Source organism: Microbacterium sp. A8/3-1 (genome assembly GCF_040267695.1).
Lineage (GTDB): Bacteria > Actinomycetota > Actinomycetes > Actinomycetales > Microbacteriaceae > Microbacterium > Microbacterium luteolum.
Genome location: NZ_CP158357.1, coordinates 1,104,285 through 1,120,118, shown reverse-complemented (window position 1 = coordinate 1,120,118; position 15,834 = coordinate 1,104,285). Strand labels below are relative to the sequence as shown.

Genomic DNA, 15,834 nt, shown 5'->3' with positions numbered 1-15,834 from the left:
ACTTGATCCGTGGTCACTCGTCTCTCGAAATTCTTCCTCCGTACGCTCCGCGAAGACCCTGCCGGTGCAGAGGTCGCCAGCCACAAGCTGCTGATCCGGGCGGGATACATCCGTCCGCAGGCTGCCGGCATCTTCGCGTGGCTGCCACTGGGTCTGCGCGTCAAGGCGAAGATCGAGGCCGTCGTCCGTGAGGAGATGGCCGAGGCCGGTGCGCAGGAGGTGCACTTCCCGGCGCTCATGCCGCGCGAGGCGTACGAGGCGACCGGGCGCTGGGAGGAGTACGGCGATCTGCTGTTCCGGCTCCAGGACCGCAAGGGCGGCGACTATCTCCTCGCGCCCACGCACGAGGAGGCCTTCACGCTGCTCGTGAAGGACCTGTACTCGTCGTACAAGGATCTGCCGCTGACGATCTACCAGATCCAGGACAAGTACCGCGACGAGGCCCGCCCGCGCGCAGGTCTGCTCCGCGGTCGCGAGTTCACGATGAAGGACGCCTACTCGTTCGACGCCTCGGATGAGGGCCTCGACGCCAGCTACCAGGCGCAGCGCGACGCGTACGAGCGCATCTTCCAGCGGCTCGGGCTCGAGTACGTCATCGTGCAGGCGGATGCCGGCGCCATGGGCGGCTCGCGCAGCGAGGAGTTCCTGCACCCCACTCCCGTGGGTGAGGACACCTTTGTCCGCAGCGCCGGCGGGTACGCGGCGAACGTCGAGGCGTTCACGACGGCTGTTCCCGATGCGATCGCGTTCGACGCCGATGCGGCCCCCGTCATCTTCGACTCGCCCGACACGCCGACCATCGAGACGCTCGTCGCGCACACCAACGCGCACCTGGACGGGGAGTACACCGCTGCGGACACGCTGAAGAACGTCGTCCTCTCGCTGACGCACCTCGACGGCACCCGCGAACTCGTCATCGTCGGCATCCCCGGCGACCGTGAGGTCGATGAGAAGCGCGCCGAAGTGGCGTTCGCCCCGGCAGAGGTGGCGACGGCCACGGCCGACGACTTCGAGAACAATCCTCTGCTGGTGAAGGGCTACATCGGCCCCTGGTCGCCGACCGGTGCGGTGCTCGGCGAGGAGTCGGCCACCGGCATCCGCTATCTGGTCGACCCCCGCGTCAGCGAGGGCACCAGCTGGATCACGGGCGCGAACATCGACCAGAAGCACGCGCACTCGGTCGTCGCCGGACGCGACTTCTTCGCGGACGGCATCGTGGAGATCGCGAACGTCCGTGCAGGTGACCCCGCACCCGATGGCTCCGGTCCTGTCGAGCTCGCGCGCGGAATGGAGATCGGGCATGTCTTCCAGCTCGGTCGCAAGTACGCGGAGGCGCTGGGGCTCAAGGTGCTCAACGAGAACGGCAAGCTCGTCACCGTCACGATGGGTTCGTACGGCATCGGCGTGACCCGTATCCTCGCGATCATCGCCGAGCTCAACAACGACGACAAGGGCCTGATCTGGCCGGCATCCGTCGCTCCGTTCGACGTGCAGGTCGTGGCCGCGGGCCGCGAACAGGTCGCCTTCGACGTCGCTGAAGCGCTCTCGGCGCAGCTGGAGAGCGCCGGGCTCGACGTGCTGTACGACGATCGACCCAAGGTTTCGCCCGGCGTGAAGTTCGGCGACGCGGAACTCGTCGGCGTGCCGAAGATCGTCATCGTCGGCCGCGGCGCGGCCGATGGTCAGGTCGAGCTCTGGGACCGGAGCACGGGGGAGCGCGACGCGATCTCCGTCGGCGACGTCGTGGGACGCCTGACCCGCTGAGCTTCTGCCCGAACGCCGCGCCCGCCATCCAGCGGAGCGCGGCGTTTCGGCGACTTGCGTGAGAAAGCCTGGCGTTGAACGCTCGATGACGCGCGGCGTTGCGGGATGCACCAGCTCCTTCCCGCATGCGACGCTGGGACCATGACGGACGAACCGCTGCCGGAGACCCTGACCGCCGAGATCGACGCGCTCCTCGACGACGCGGGCGTTCATGATGATCGCAGACTCGTGACGCGGATGATCCGCACGTCGATCGGCCTCGGTGAGGATGATGCGGACCGACTGGACCTGAAGATCGCGTCCGCAGCCCTCGCCGAGATGCGCGACGCGTTCCGGCTGTTCGCGCCGTTCCGCGGCGTGCCGAAGGTCAGCGTGTTCGGATCGGCGCGCACGCAGCAGGACGATCCGCTCTACCTCCAGGCGCGCGACATCGCGGCCGCTCTCGCCGCGGACGGCTGGATGGTCGTGACCGGGGCGGGTCCAGGGATCATGCAGGCTGCGGCGGAAGGTGCCGGCCCCGAACTCTCGCTCGGGGTGTCCATCCGCCTGCCGTTCGAGGAGAAGGCGAACAGCCTCGTCACGGGTCAGGGCCAGGTCGTGGCTATGAAGTACTTCTTCACCCGCAAGCTGATGCTCGTGAAGGAGTCCTCGGGCTTCATCTGCCTGCCCGGTGGCTTCGGCACGCTCGACGAGATGTTCGAGCTGCTCACGCTGCAGCAGACGGGCAAGGCCGAGCCGACCCCGATCGTCCTGCTCGACCAGCCCGGTGGCACCTTCTGGCACGGCCTGCAGCGGTACATCGATGACACCCTCGAACCGATGGGCGTCATCTCACCCGGCGACTTCGACCGGGTCGTCGTCACCGACTCCGCGGAGAGGGCGCGGGCGGAGATCGCCGGTTTCTGGCGCAACTACGATTCCCTGCGGTGGATCGGCGACACCCTCGTGCTGCGTCTGCGCAACGAGCCGACGGATGCCGAGATCGAGGCGCTGAACGAGCAGTTCGCGCCGATGCTGGCCTCCGGTCGAATCGAGCGGACGGCACCCAGACGCCCCGAGGTCGCCGACGACGACGTGCTGCATCTGCCGCGTCTGATCCTGCACCTGGATCAGCGTCAGGTCGGGAGTCTGTTCCGGCTCATCCGCGCGATCAACGACCTGTCGTCTGCTCCCGCGCGGTGATGCCTGCGGCGAATGCATCGAGGTCGACCGACCGCCCGAGGATGCGCTCCGCAGCGCGGCGACCCGAGTAGTACGCCGCTCCGACGGTCGCGGGTTCATCGCCCCAGGTCGCCTCGCCCGCGAAGTGCAGGACGTCGTCGACAGGACCTGCGAGCTCGTCATGATCATGATGCGAGGAGCCGAGCGCGAGGTGGGAGTAAGACCCGAGGGAGAACCGGTCCTCGCCCCAGTGCGTGATCCAGTGCGCCACCGGCTCACCGACCGCATCGCCGTAGAGTGCGCGCAGAGCGCGTACGACGTCGGCGACCACCTCTTCATCGGGGAGCTCCTGCATGTGGCGCCCGAACGGACCGGCCGCGAAGGTCAGCAGGGTCGGGATGCCGCTCACCGCGGACACGTCGTACCAGGAATGCCAGTGCTCCCCGGCTTCGCCGAGAGCGCGGATGACGTAGCTCTCCTCATTCCAGAACCGCTCGGGGAACTGGAGGAAGATCTTGTTGAAGACGCCCATGCCCAGTCTGTCGATCGGGCCGGCGACGGAGTCGGGCAGCGGGGGATCGAAGGCGAGCGATCCCGCCTGGAGAACGCCGAGAGGAACGGTCACGACGACGCGATCAGCGGTGAACTCGGCGTCGCCGGTGCTGACGACGACTCCGGTCGCCGACCGCGCGACGCGGGTCACGATGTGGCCCAGACGGACGTCGAGTCCCGCCGAGATGCGGCGCGGCAGCTCGTCGTAGCCGCGCGGGAAGATCACCTCATCGCCGTCGATCGCATCCTCGTCGAGCCCGTGCGCGTCGAGGTCGCCGATCCATGCTCCGCACTGCTCCTCGACGCGGTGCCGGAAGAACTCGCGGATCTCGTCGATGCGCTCGGGGTCGAGGCCGGAGCGGTCGAGCGCGCGCTCGGTCACGTCCAGATAGGTGTCGCCGGCGGAGGACTTGCCGATCTCCTCGACGAGGAGGCGGTCCGCTTCCTCGACGTCGGCGATCCATCGTGCGCTGGCCGCGGCGTCCATGAGCTTGCCGTCGCCGCCGAAGTTCTCGATCGGGCGTCCGCCGACCTGGAAGCTGCCCACGGTGTACTCCAGTGTCGGAATGCCGAGCGCCTGCACGAGGTCCCAGAGCGCCGATCCGTCGATGCCGTGGACCCATGAGGCGCCGAGGTCGACGGGGAACCCGGCCTGCCGATCGGAGTTCATCCGTCCGCCGACGCGGTCGCGCCCCTCGAGCACCACGACGCGCTGGCCCGCGTCGACCAGCATCCGCGCAGTCGTGACGCCCGACATCCCGGCGCCGATCACGATGGTGTCGAACGAGTTCACGTGGTCCTCCTGCGGCGTCGTCGCCGCGACGGCGCGGCTGCCGCCGTGGCAACAGGCGGTGGGCACAGGGTATCGTGGTACGGATGTCGCGCGTGCGAACAGGCGCGACGAGAGCTGAATAGGGAGGCCGTCATGGACATCGAACTGAGTCTGCTGCGAGGCATCGAGAAGGAGAAGGCGATTCCCTTCGAGGAACTCGTCTCGATCATCGAGCAGGCGATCCTGACCGCGTACTCCAAGCACGTCGCTGGTGACGGCGCGGCCCCCGAAGGCGTCCGCGTGCACCTCGATCGCAAGACCGGTCACGTCGACGTGCTCCAGGTCGTCCGGGATGAAGAGGGCGCGATCATCGGCGAGGAGGACGCGACTCCCGACGACTTCGGCCGGATCGCCGCCTTCGCCGCCAAGCAGGTCATCAGCCAGCGCCTCCGCGACATCGCGGACGACGTCGTGCTCGGCGACTTCAAGGACAAGGAAGGCGACATCGTCGCCGGCGTCATCCAGCAGGGTCCGAACCCGCGGATGATCCACGTCGACCTCGGCGCCGTCGAGGCCATCCTGCCGCCCGAGGAGCAGGTGCCGGGCGAGGAGTACACCCACGGATCGCGACTGCGTGTCTACGTGACGAGCGTCGCGAAGGGCCTCAAGGGTCCGCAGATCACCGTGTCGCGCACCCACCCGGGTCTCGTCCGCAAGCTCTTCGCCCTGGAGGTTCCGGAGATCGCGGCCGGTCTCGTGGAGATCGTCTCGCTCGCTCGCGAAGCCGGGCACCGGACGAAGATCGCGGTGAAGGCGAACGACCCCTCGATCAACGCGAAGGGCGCCTGCATCGGCGAGATGGGGCGCCGCGTCCGCGCGGTGACCGAGGAGCTCGCGGGGGAGAAGATCGACATCGTCGATCACGATCCGGATCTGGCGACCTTCGTGGCACACGCCCTGTCGCCTGCCAAGGTGACGAGCGCCTTCGTGCTCGACGCCGGCACCAAGGCCGTGCGCGCGCTGGTTCCCGACTACCAGCTGTCGCTCGCGATCGGCAAGGAGGGCCAGAACGCCCGCCTCGCTGCCAAGCTCACCGGAGCCAAGATCGACATCCAGCCCGACAGCGTCCTCGACGACTGACCGGTTCTCGTCCCGACTCGCGCCATGCGGGGAGAGGGGCGAGGGAACGCAGGTGTAAGATGGAACCCGTACGAACGTGCGTCGGCTGTCGCACGCGTGCTCCTCGCTCCGCTCTTCTCAGAGTGGTGTCCCAGAACAATGTGCTCATCGTCGATGAGCGCGCTGTTCTGCCGGGGAGAGGCGCGTGGCTGCATCCGACACAGGAATGCATGGATGCCGCTCTGCGGCGTCGCGCATTCGGACGAGCACTGCGCGTGTCCACTCAGTTGGACACGCGGACCTTCGAACAGCACCCACCAAGAAACAAAGGCTGAACAGCTATGGAAACAAAGTGAACGGCTCGAAATGAGACCCGTCCGCGACTAGTGGTCTGCCCTGTCTGGGTGGACCGACTCAGACAGGAGAATTGTGGCTGGTAAACCACGCGTACATGAGATCGCCGCCGAACTCGGCGTCGACAGCAAGGTCGCTCTTGCAAAGCTCAAGGAACTCGGCGAGTTCGTGAAGAGCCCGTCCTCGACCATCGAACCGCCGGTGGCGCGCAAGCTGCGTGCGGCGATCGAGGCCGACGGCTCGCTCAAGACCGGTGCGGACGCCGCGCCTGCGGCCAAGCCCGCAGCGAAGCCCGCCGCCAAGCAGGCGCCGACCCCGGGCCCGAAGCCTGCCCCCGAGGCTCCCGCCCCCGAGGCACCCGCCCCGGCGGCTCCCGCTCCGGAAGCACCTGCTCCCGCTGCGGAGACCCCTGCACCGGCATCCGAGCCCGCAGCGGCCAAGTCCGATGACGGCGGCGCGCCGAAGCCCGGTGCCCCGCGCCCCGGCAACAACCCCTTCTCCTCCTCGCAGGGGATGGGCCAGCGTCCGGCGGGTCCCCGCCCGGGCAACAACCCCTTCGCTTCCGCGCAGGGCATGGGCCAGCGCCCGAGCCCGACTCCCGGAAACATCCCGCGCCCGCAGGCGCCCCGTCCCGGCGCTCCGCGTCCGGGTGCCCCGCGTCCCGGCGGCCCCGGTCGTCCCGGTGGCGCAGGTCGCCCTGGTGGCGGCGGTCGTCCCGGTGGCGCACCGTTCCAGCAGCGTCCCGGCGGCCCCGGTCGTCCCGGCGGTGCCGGTGGACCCGGTGGTGCAGGCGGCCCCGGTGCACGTCCCGGTGGCGGTTTCGCCGGTCGTCCCGGTGGTGGCGGCGGCCGTGGCCGCGGTCCCGGTGGTGGTACCGCCGGTGCCTTCGGCAAGGGCGGCGGCAAGAGCAAGCAGCGCAAGTCGCGGCGGGCGAAGCGGCAGGAATTCGAGATGCGGAGCGCCCCGGTCGTCGGTGGCGTCAACGTCACCCGTGGCAACGGGGAGATCATCCGCATGCGTCGTGGCGCGTCCATCGCGGACTTCGCCGACAAGATCGAGACGCTGACCGGCTACACCGTGCAGCCGGGAACCCTCGTCACCATCCTCTTCAACCTCGGCGAGATGGCCACGGCCACCGAGTCGCTGGACGAGGCGACCTTCGAGGTCCTGGGTGCTGAGCTCGGCTACAAGATCCAGATGGTCTCGCCCGAGGACGAGGACAAGGAGCTCCTCGAGGGCTTCGGTCTCAACCTCGAGCAGGAGCTGGAGGAGGAGAGCGAGGACGACCTCGAGATCCGTCCGCCGGTCGTCACCGTCATGGGTCACGTCGACCACGGTAAGACGCGCCTTCTCGACGCGATCCGCCAGACCAACGTCATCGAGGGTGAGGCCGGAGGCATCACCCAGCACATCGGTGCGTACCAGGTGTGGACGGAGCACGAGGGCATCGAACGTGCCATCACCTTCATCGACACCCCCGGTCACGAGGCGTTCACCGCCATGCGTGCCCGTGGTGCGCAGGTCACCGACCTCGCGATCCTCGTGGTCGCGGCCGATGACGGCATCATGCCGCAGACGGTGGAGGCCCTGAACCACGCCCAGGCGGCCAATGTGCCGATCGTGGTCGCGGTCAACAAGGTCGACAAGCCCGACGCCAACCCGTCGAAGGTGCGCCAGCAGCTCACCGAGTACGGTCTGGTCGCGGAGGAGTTCGGTGGCGACGTCATGTTCGTCGACGTGTCGGCACGAGCGAACACCGGCATCCAGGACCTCCTGGACGCGGTGCTGCTCACGGCTGACGCTGGTCTCGACCTGACGGCCAACCCGAACAAGGGTGCCCGCGGTGTCGCGATCGAGGCGAAGCTCGACAAGGGTCGCGGTTCTGTCGCCACCGTGCTGATCCAGTCCGGAACGCTCCGGATCGGTGACGCCATCGTGGCCGGCACGGCCTATGGCCGTGTGCGTGCCATGGCTGACGAGAACGGCGAGCAGGTCCTCGAGGCCTACCCGTCGCGCCCGGTGCAGGTGCAGGGTCTGAACTCCGTGCCTCGTGCCGGTGACGTCTTCATCGTCACCGAAGAGGACCGCATGGCCCGCCAGATCGCTGAGAAGCGTGAAGCAGTCGAGCGCAACGCCCAGCTGGCCAAGGCCCGCAAGCGCATCTCGCTCGAGGACTTCACCCGTGCTCTCGAAGACGGCAAGGTCGAGTCGCTCAACCTCATCATCAAGGGCGACGTGTCTGGTGCTGTCGAAGCGCTCGAGGAATCGCTCCTCAAGATCGAGGTCGACGACTCGGTGCAGCTGCGCATCATCCACCGCGGAGTCGGTGCGATCACCGAGTCCGATGTGAACCTCGCGACGATCGACAACGCGATCATCGTGGGCTTCAACGTGCGTCCCGACACGAAGGCGCGCGAGCGCGCTCAGCGCGAGGGCGTCGACATCCGGTTCTACTCGGTGATCTACAACGCCATCGATGAGATCGAGAGCTCCCTCAAGGGCATGCTCAAGCCGGAGTTCGAAGAGGTCCAGTCGGGCGTCGCCGAGATCCGCGAGGTCTTCCGCTCGTCGAAGTTCGGCAACATCGCCGGTGTCATCGTGCGGTCGGGAACGATCACGCGAAACGCCAAGGCGCGTGTCATCCGCGACGGCGTCGTGGTGGCCGATGGCCTCGCCATCGAGTCGCTGCGCCGCTTCAAGGACGACGTCACCGAGGTTCGCACGGACTACGAGGCCGGTATCGGTCTCGGCAAGTTCAACGACATCCAGATCGGTGACGAGATCGAGACGACCGAGCTCATCGAGAAGCCTCGCGGCTGATCAATCGCGATACCTTCGGGCGAGGATGCTGCGCGCATCCTCGCCCGAAGACTTTCTGAAGAGGGAGAGAAAAATGGCTGGTGAACGACAGGCTCGTCTGGCGGACCGCATCCGCGTGATCCTCGCCGAGCGGCTGGAGAAGGGGCTGCGCGACCCGCGCCTCGGCTTCGTCACGCTCACCGACTGCCGCGTCAGCGGCGACCTTCAGCACGCCTCCGTGTTCTACACGGTGCTGGGCACGGAGGAGGAGCGCATCGCCAGCGGCGAAGCTCTCACGTCCGCGACCGGCATGCTGCGCAGCGAGGTCGGACGGCAGCTCAGCACGCGGCTCGTGCCGACGCTCGAGTTCATCCCTGACGCGCTTCCGGAGAACGCCGACCACATCAGTGCTCTCCTGCGTCAGGCGCAGGAGCGCGATGCGGAGGTCGCGAAGCTCGCCTCCTCGGCGTCGCACGCCGGCGATGCGGACCCGTACCGCGCCGACGACGAGCAGGACTGACCTCGTCCGGCTGCAGGTCTACTCCGGTGGGAGCGGCAACCGATATACAACGTCGGTGAGCCGCTCCGCCGGGGACATCCCGTTGCTAGCCTCGCCTCTGCGGGATCGCGTCCCGCCGAGCTGAGGGGGATCGGCATCGAGGATTCGAACGCGCAGGAAGGCCGCTCGGCTGCGCCGGAAGCGGTCGATACCCTCCTCGAAGATCTGCTCTCCCACGGGCTGGCCTGCGCGCCCCACGTGGTGTCTCGCCTCGCTGTCGAGCTGCAGGACGACGTGCTCGCGATCCGCGAGGTCGTGGAGCGCCTGCTGCCCTCTCAGCGGACCGGCCTGCGCCCCCTGCCGACGCCGCTGCCGGTCGTTCCGGCGATCGCCGCACGCTTTCACGACCTCATCCTCCCGGCACGCGATCGCGACCTCCTCCTCGCGCTCTCCGTCTCGCTCGACGACCGACTCGACCCCCTGCTGACGTTCGACGGGCGGTCCGCGCTCGAGATCTCGGCGGCGCCCGTCGGTCGGCACCTCATCGTCCGGGCAGGAAGGGTGCGGTTCACGGACACGCGTCTGGCGATCTGGGTTCAGGCGAGGACGGATCCCGCCATCATCGGCGCCGTGCACGATCGGCTCAGCGGGATGTTCCGGAGTCGGGGCGACGGGATGAGCGCCGATTGGCATCGGGCGCGGGCATCGCTCGAGCGGGACCCTCGCGCCGCCGCCGAACTCACCCGGATCGCCCGCGAGCTGTCGGAGGCCGGCCACCCGGACCGTGCTCTGCTGCTCGCACGGGAGGCGACGAAGCATGCGGATGGTGCGGACCGGGATGAGGCGCGACTCGTCGCCGGCGCGGCATCGGTGGGTGCGGGATTCGCGGTGGAGGCGGCGGAATGGCTGGGGAGCCTGTTCCCCGACGGCACACAGCGTTACCGCCTGCAAGGGCTCGCGGGACTGATCACGGCCCGCGCGCACCTTCACGGTGCGGTGCCCGACGTGGATCCGAACTCCCTCCGGCCCCGCACGGACGACACGGGCGACTGGTATTCGTGGACCCGCGCAGCGGCACTCGCCGCCGTGCTCTGCGCGGAGCGCGGCGATCGACCCGGAATGCGGAGGTGGCTGGATGCCCTGCGCGTCGGCACGGCCCGTGTCGGCGCCGAGCGCGAGCTCCGAGATCCGGTGATCGCCCTGAGCTGGCTGCTCGTCGGAGAGCGCGACCTCGACGACATCGCCGGAACCGGGCCGCTCAGCGGACGGATGCTGTGCGCACTGCGCGCCGCCGTCGACGGGGATGTCGACCTCGGACTGCGGACGCTGGAGGCAGCGGAGCCGATCATGGATGGGGAACTCGACCCGCTCGTCGCCGGCTTCGAGTTCAGCCCGGTGGTCCGGGCGTATCTGTCCGTCGCCGAGACGTTGCTGCTCGTGTGGCGCGGCGACATCGGTCGTGCTCGCGATCGGCTGCTGCTCGCCGCGCGCGAACTCCCGATCGCGATGCCGTTCGCCGGTCTGGGCGTCGTGCTCGCACGCCGATTGGACCTCGCGGTGCTCGGCGAGGTCGGCCCGGTCTCCCGTTCGCTCACGGCGGCGCTCCCGCCGGCTATGAAGACCGACGTTCTGGTCGATCGCGCGATCGCGTCGTACCTCGCCGGTGCGTTCGATGACGCCGCCGCGTCGATGCGACTCTGGATCGACCTCGGGGCACCGCGGACGACGCTCTCGGTGCCCGGTCTCGACGAGGTTGCCGCGACGGGGGAGACCGGCCCGGATGCTCCGAGCATCGTCGCGCCGCCGGAGGTCTTCCTCGCGCACGAACTCCGGATCCGGGTCGCGACCGCGGTCGACGCACGCTGGCGCTCCGAGCACGATGAGGTGCACGCCTCCGCCCGGACCCTGCGTTCGCCCTTCGCGAGAGCGCGGGTCGAGTCCATGCTGGGAGTCCAGTGCGCCATCCACGATGAGATCGGCGCCGCGCGGAGTCATCTGCGGAGCGCCCGGCATCTCTTCGAACTCGCCGGGGCGACCGCCTGGGCGCGCTCCGTCGGGGATCGCCTCGACCGGCTGGAGTCGCGCGGGACCGAGGCGGATGTCCCCGCGGATCCTCTGTCAGCGTGCCGACACGTCTGGTCGCAGCTGCTGACGGCACGCGAGGTCGAGGTGGCGATGCTCGCGGTGGTCGGCGCGGGGAACAAGGACATCGCCGCGGCCCTGGGCGTCTCCGTCCGCACCGTCGAGGTGCACCTGGGGCGGGTCTTCGCCAAGCTCGACGTGCGCGGGCGTGTGGAGCTCACGGCCCTCGCACACCGCACCAACAGGCACGTCTGAATCGAGGCGCGGCCCTCGGTCAGCGCGGTAGGGAGATCCATTCTCCGTCCGCCTCGGCGAGTCCGTCGGCGATGAGAGAGTCGATCGCACGATCGCGCTGCTGTGCATCCGGCCAGTCCGGAAGAACCGTTTCCAGCGGCATCGGCGCCGGCGTCGCGTCGCGCAGCAGCCGCAGGACCGCGCCGCGCGCCTGCCGGTCGGACCCCTCATACGTCGCCTGGCGTCGGCGGGCGTCGCCCGTGTCGGGTCGTCCTGCGGCCAACCAGGCGCAGGTGCCCGCGAGAGGACAGATCTCGCAGCGCGGAGATCGTGCCGTGCACACGGTCGCTCCGAGTTCCATCGCCCCGGCGTTGAAGGCCGCCGCATCGACGTCGTCCGCGGGCAGGAGCGACTCCATCAGCGTCAGGTCACGCCGGGAGGGCGGCGACGGCTGCGCCCGACCTTCGACCGCCCTGGCGAGCACACGCCGGGTGTTGGTGTCCACGACGGGATGGCGGTCGCCGTAAGCGAAGACGGCGACCGCCCTGGCCGTGTAGTCGCCGATACCGGACAGCGCGAGGAGCGCATCGACATCGCGCGGGACGACGCCGCCGTGGCGTGCCGTCACCTCGACGGCTGCGCGATGCAGCCACAGTGCGCGGCGCGGGTAGCCGAGGTTGGCCCATTGCTGCACGACATCGGCCGTCGAGGCCGCGGCCATGACCGGCGGGGTCGGCCAGCGATCCAGCCACGCCTCGAGGTGCGGGATCACGCGGGTGACCGGGGTCTGCTGCAGCATGAACTCGCTGACCAGCACGCCCCAGGCGCCGAATTCCTCATGGAACGCCGCGCGCCGCCAGGGGAGATCGCGGGCACCGGATCGATACCATCGGAGCACCGGCTGCGCGATCTCCTCGACGGGGATCGTGGGAGTCGAAGGCACGACGACAGCCTAGGCGAGCGAGATCAGCGCGCGAGAACCGGAGAGCAGCGATGAGGACGAACCACATGCGGCGGATGACCTTCACTATCGCGGCGGGGGCGGCCCTCTGCCTCCTGGCCGGGTGCGCGACATCGACGGCGGCCGATCCCTCGGCCGGCCCGACCGCGACGCCCGCTGTGACGCCGACGCCGACCGAGATGCCCGAGGCCGACCCAGCGGATCCGGCGACGTGGATCATCAGCGACGAGGGGATCGGACCGGTGGAGCTGGGCGGCGACTTCGGGACGGTACTCGGGATGCTCCCGGACACCTGGAAGAACGACGAGGTCTGCTCCTGGACGGCGTGGTGGACGGCGGCGGACTCGTCCTACGGGGTGTACTTCGTGCGCGGCACCGAATCCGACACGGCACCCATCAGCGAGCTGTCGGTGTACTCCGCCGCGGAGGATCTCGGCACCGTCGAGGGTCCGCGTACCGCGGAGGGCCTGGGCGTCGGCGCTTCGACCGAGGACGTGCTCACGACGTATCCGGACGCGGAGCAGGGGGCGGATGAGATCGGAAGCGGCACCTGGATGCGTCTTCCCGGAGATGCCGAGGGGCACGTCTTCTTCCAATTCCGCGAGGGCGAGGACACGGCGAGCAGCGTGACCGTCACGTCGCGGGATGCGCCCTCCTACGAGGTGTGCGGCTGACCCCGCGATGACGGCGGCACGGCGACCGCATCGTAGGCTGGGGGGATGGTCTCGCCCGGCATCCTCCTCGTCGACAAGCCCGCAGGGCTGACCAGTCACGACGTCGTCGCGCGCACGCGCCGCGCCTTCGGCACCCGCAAGGTGGGGCACGCCGGCACGCTCGATCCGATGGCCACCGGACTGCTGGTGATCGGGATCGAGGGAGCGACGCGGCTGCTCACCTACGTCGTCGGTGCGGACAAGACCTACGAGGCGACGATCCGCCTGGGCCAGACCACCGGAACCGACGATGCCGACGGCGAGATCCTCGTCGCGGCAGACCCCGAAGCGTGGAACGCGGTGACCGACGTGGCCGTGGCCGACGGCATCGCCGCGCTGACCGGGCAGATCTCCCAGGTGCCCAGCGCCGTGTCCGCGATCAAGGTCGATGGACGCCGCGCCTACGACCGTGTGCGCGCGGGGGAGGACGTGGTGCTCGCCGCCCGCGAGGTCACGGTCTCGCGCTTCGACGTGCTCGCGACGCGCCAGGGGGAGGGCGTCCTCGACCTCGACGTGATCGTTGACTGCTCGTCCGGCACATACATCCGTGCGCTCGCTCGCGATCTCGGGGCCGCCCTCGGCGTGGGCGGCCACCTGACGTCGCTGCGCCGCACGCGCGTCGGCCCGTTCGAGGTGGCGGATGCCGTGGCGCTCGACGATCTCGCGGACGCGCGGACGCTGACGCCCGCGCAGGCCGCCGCGCGCATCCTGCAGCCGTTGACGGTCTCTTCGCAGGAGGCGCGAGACCTCCGGCACGGCAAGCGGCTCGCCGACCAGGCCGTGCGACTCGACGGCGCTCTCGCCGCGGCCATCGATGAGGACGGCACGCTGGTCGGGATCGTGGAACGACGAGGCGCCGATCTGAAGAGCGCCATGAACATGCCGGAGGCCGCGCGATGATCCTGTGGCTCACCATCGTGCAGATCGTCGTGGCCGTCGCCGCCGGCGCGTTCTGCCTCGTCGCGGGACTCGCCGGTCGCCGGCCGAGCGATCTCAGTGTCGGCGCGCTCGCTCTCGTGGAACTGCTCCTCGTCGTGCAGGTGGTGGTGGCGATCGCCGCGCCGTTCGCCGGCAATCCGCCCACCGGCGACCTTCTCGAGTACTGGGTCTACCTGGTGTCCGCCGTGCTGCTGCCGATCGGGGCGGTGCTGTGGGCGCTGATGGAGCGCAGCAGGTGGAGCACGGTGATCCTCGGCGTGGCCGCTCTGGCCATCGCGATCATGCTGTGGCGCATGCAGGTCATCTGGACCGTGCAGATCGCGTGACGCCCGATGCGGCGGCGGAGTCCCGTATCTCCGCGCGGCTCTAAGATGGAATGCGCTATGAGCACCACCACCCCCTCCACTCGGATGACCGGAATCGGTCGCGTCCTCGTGATCGTCTACGCCGTCATGGCGCTGGCCGCCACGGGGCGCAGCTTCGTGCAGATCGTCCGGCGTTTCGACGAGGCGCCGCTCGCGTACTCGCTCTCCGCACTCGCTGCCGTGGTGTACATCCTCGCCACGCTCGCACTCGTGCTCGCGCGGCGTCGCGGCTGGTACACGGTCGCCTGGATCGCGATCGTCTTCGAACTCACCGGCGTGCTCGTCGTCGGATTGCTCAGCATCCTCCTCCCCGCCCTGTTCCAGCACGAGACCGTGTGGTCGCTGTTCGGACGGGGCTACCTGTTCATCCCTCTGGTGCTTCCGGTGTTCGGCATCTGGTGGCTCCGCACGCATCAGCCGTCCGCCGCGGATCGTCCGATCGAGGTCACCGCGTGATCGTGTTCCGGAGCCCCGCCGAGGTGCCGGACGACTTCGGCCCGAGCGCCGTGGCCATCGGCAAGTTCGACGGCGTCCACGCCGGCCACCGGGCCGTCATCCGTCGACTGAACGAGGCGGCCGCCGCGTCGGGCAGCCGTGCGGTCGCCGTGACCTTCGACCGCAATCCGCTTGCGGTCCTCCGACCCGACCGGTGCCCGGAGAACGTCGTGACCGTCGACCGCAAGCTCGAGCTGCTCGGCGAGCTCGGGCTCGATGCGACGCTCGTGCTCACGTTCGACGAAGAACTCGCCGCGCGCAGCGCGGAGGACTTCGTGGTCGACATCCTGGTCGGCGCGCTGAAGGTGTCCCATGTGCTCGTCGGGGAGGACTTCCGCTTCGGACGCGGGGGAGCGGGCACGCCCGCGCTCCTCCGCGAGCTCGGACCGAAGCACGGCTTCTCGGTCGAGGTCGTCGACGACGTGTATCTGCCGGGGTCGCCGCGCCGGGTGTCTTCGACGTGGATCCGCGAGCTGCTGATCGACGGCGATGTCCGCGAGGCGGCGCGCGTGCTCGGGCGCCACCCGGATGTGCGTGGCGTGGTCGTGCACGGGCTCAAGCGCGGCCGCGAACTCGGGTTCCCCACTGCCAACCTCTCGACGATCGTCGACGCGTTCGTCCCCGCAGACGGCGTCTACGCCGGCTGGCTCGTCGATCACGACACCGGCATCCGTCATCCGTCGGCGATCTCGGTCGGCACGAATCCGACCTTCGACGACGTGCTCGAGCGCCAGGTCGAAGCGCACGTGCTCGACGAGACGACCCTGGACCTCTATGGTCACGACGTGACCGTCGAGTTCGTGGAGAGGCTGCGCGGCATGGTCGCGTACGAGGGCATCGACAAGCTCTCCGCCCAGATCGCCGTCGACGTCTCGGACGCCCGACGGGTGCTCGCCGGGGCCGTCGACTGACGTCGTGACGCGCGCTGACGGCGAAATCTTCCGTCGTCCGAGCCGGATGGCCTAGACTGGGGAGCGGTTCACATCGATCCTCACGCGCATCGCGTGCATCGGCGAGAACCGGAA

14 protein-coding genes are annotated in these 15,834 nt (G+C 69.3%); 12 read left to right on the top strand and 2 right to left on the bottom strand.

The features are described from left to right. Positions 1–9: 9 nt before the first annotated feature. Both ABS642_RS05650 and ABS642_RS05645 read left to right on the top strand, forming a co-directional pair. Positions 10–1,764, top strand: coding sequence for a proline--tRNA ligase (locus ABS642_RS05650; RefSeq protein WP_350352558.1), 1,755 nt, complete (start codon positions 10–12; stop codon positions 1,762–1,764). Positions 1,765–1,905: 141 nt separating this feature from the next. Continuing rightward, on the top strand, positions 1,906–2,946 hold the full coding sequence (locus tag ABS642_RS05645) for a TIGR00730 family Rossman fold protein (protein ID WP_350352557.1): 1,041 nt from the start codon (positions 1,906–1,908) through the stop codon (positions 2,944–2,946). Here ABS642_RS05645 and ABS642_RS05640 read toward each other — a convergent pair. Beyond that, a complete protein-coding gene (locus ABS642_RS05640) occupies positions 2,915–4,336 on the bottom strand; it encodes an NAD(P)/FAD-dependent oxidoreductase (RefSeq protein WP_350352556.1) in 1,422 nt (473 codons plus the stop codon). The genes ABS642_RS05645 and ABS642_RS05640 overlap by 32 nt on opposite strands. A gap of 66 nt (positions 4,337–4,402) precedes the next feature. On the opposite strand from ABS642_RS05640, the gene nusA reads away from it, so the two are divergent. The 5 genes from nusA to ABS642_RS05615 all read left to right on the top strand — a co-directional run bounded on the left by nusA (position 4,403) and on the right by ABS642_RS05615 (position 11,357). Beyond that, positions 4,403–5,389 carry a transcription termination factor NusA gene (nusA, locus tag ABS642_RS05635; RefSeq protein WP_282217432.1) on the top strand — a complete coding sequence of 329 codons (987 nt, stop codon included), beginning with the start codon at positions 4,403–4,405 and terminating at the stop codon, positions 5,387–5,389. Positions 5,390–5,448: 59 nt separating this feature from the next. Further along, positions 5,449–5,703, top strand: a complete 255-nt coding sequence (locus ABS642_RS05630; protein ID WP_350352555.1) for a YlxR family protein — start codon at positions 5,449–5,451, stop codon at positions 5,701–5,703. Between the two features lie 94 nt (positions 5,704–5,797). Further along, positions 5,798–8,542: a translation initiation factor IF-2 gene (gene infB, locus ABS642_RS05625; RefSeq protein ID WP_350352554.1), complete on the top strand. Its 2,745-nt coding sequence runs from the start codon at positions 5,798–5,800 to the stop codon at positions 8,540–8,542. 73 nt (positions 8,543–8,615) lie between these two features. After that, positions 8,616–9,041 carry a 30S ribosome-binding factor RbfA gene (gene rbfA / locus ABS642_RS05620; RefSeq protein ID WP_282217429.1) on the top strand — a complete coding sequence of 142 codons (426 nt, stop codon included), beginning with the start codon at positions 8,616–8,618 and terminating at the stop codon, positions 9,039–9,041. A 237-nt stretch (positions 9,042–9,278) separates the two neighbouring features. Then, positions 9,279–11,357, top strand: a complete 2,079-nt coding sequence (locus ABS642_RS05615) for a helix-turn-helix transcriptional regulator (protein WP_350352553.1) — start codon at positions 9,279–9,281, stop codon at positions 11,355–11,357. A 19-nt stretch (positions 11,358–11,376) separates the two neighbouring features. On the opposite strand, the gene ABS642_RS05610 is transcribed toward ABS642_RS05615, so the two are convergent. Continuing rightward, positions 11,377–12,279: an A/G-specific adenine glycosylase gene (locus tag ABS642_RS05610; protein ID WP_350352552.1), complete on the bottom strand. Its 903-nt coding sequence runs from the start codon at positions 12,277–12,279 to the stop codon at positions 11,377–11,379. A 50-nt stretch (positions 12,280–12,329) separates the two neighbouring features. Between ABS642_RS05610 and ABS642_RS05605 the strand changes: the two genes are divergently transcribed. Genes ABS642_RS05605 through ABS642_RS05585 form a run of 5 tightly spaced genes read left to right on the top strand, consistent with a single transcriptional unit; the run spans position 12,330 to position 15,720 of the window. Beyond that, positions 12,330–12,971 (top strand): hypothetical protein, encoded by a 642-nt coding sequence (locus tag ABS642_RS05605; RefSeq protein WP_350352551.1) that lies wholly within the window; start codon positions 12,330–12,332, stop codon positions 12,969–12,971. Positions 12,972–13,016: 45 nt separating this feature from the next. Then, positions 13,017–13,910: a tRNA pseudouridine(55) synthase TruB gene (truB, locus tag ABS642_RS05600; protein WP_350352550.1), complete on the top strand. Its 894-nt coding sequence runs from the start codon at positions 13,017–13,019 to the stop codon at positions 13,908–13,910. Continuing rightward, the gene (locus ABS642_RS05595) at positions 13,907–14,275 is read left to right on the top strand and encodes a hypothetical protein (protein ID WP_282217424.1); all 369 of its coding nucleotides are present in this window, start codon (positions 13,907–13,909) and stop codon (positions 14,273–14,275) included. Before truB ends, ABS642_RS05595 begins: the two co-directional genes overlap by 4 nt. A 57-nt stretch (positions 14,276–14,332) precedes the next feature. After that, positions 14,333–14,770: a hypothetical protein gene (locus ABS642_RS05590; RefSeq protein ID WP_282217423.1), complete on the top strand. Its 438-nt coding sequence runs from the start codon at positions 14,333–14,335 to the stop codon at positions 14,768–14,770. Then, positions 14,767–15,720, top strand: a complete 954-nt coding sequence (locus ABS642_RS05585; RefSeq protein ID WP_350352549.1) for a bifunctional riboflavin kinase/FAD synthetase — start codon at positions 14,767–14,769, stop codon at positions 15,718–15,720. Before ABS642_RS05590 ends, ABS642_RS05585 begins: the two co-directional genes overlap by 4 nt. The last annotated feature ends 114 nt before the right edge of the window (positions 15,721–15,834 follow it).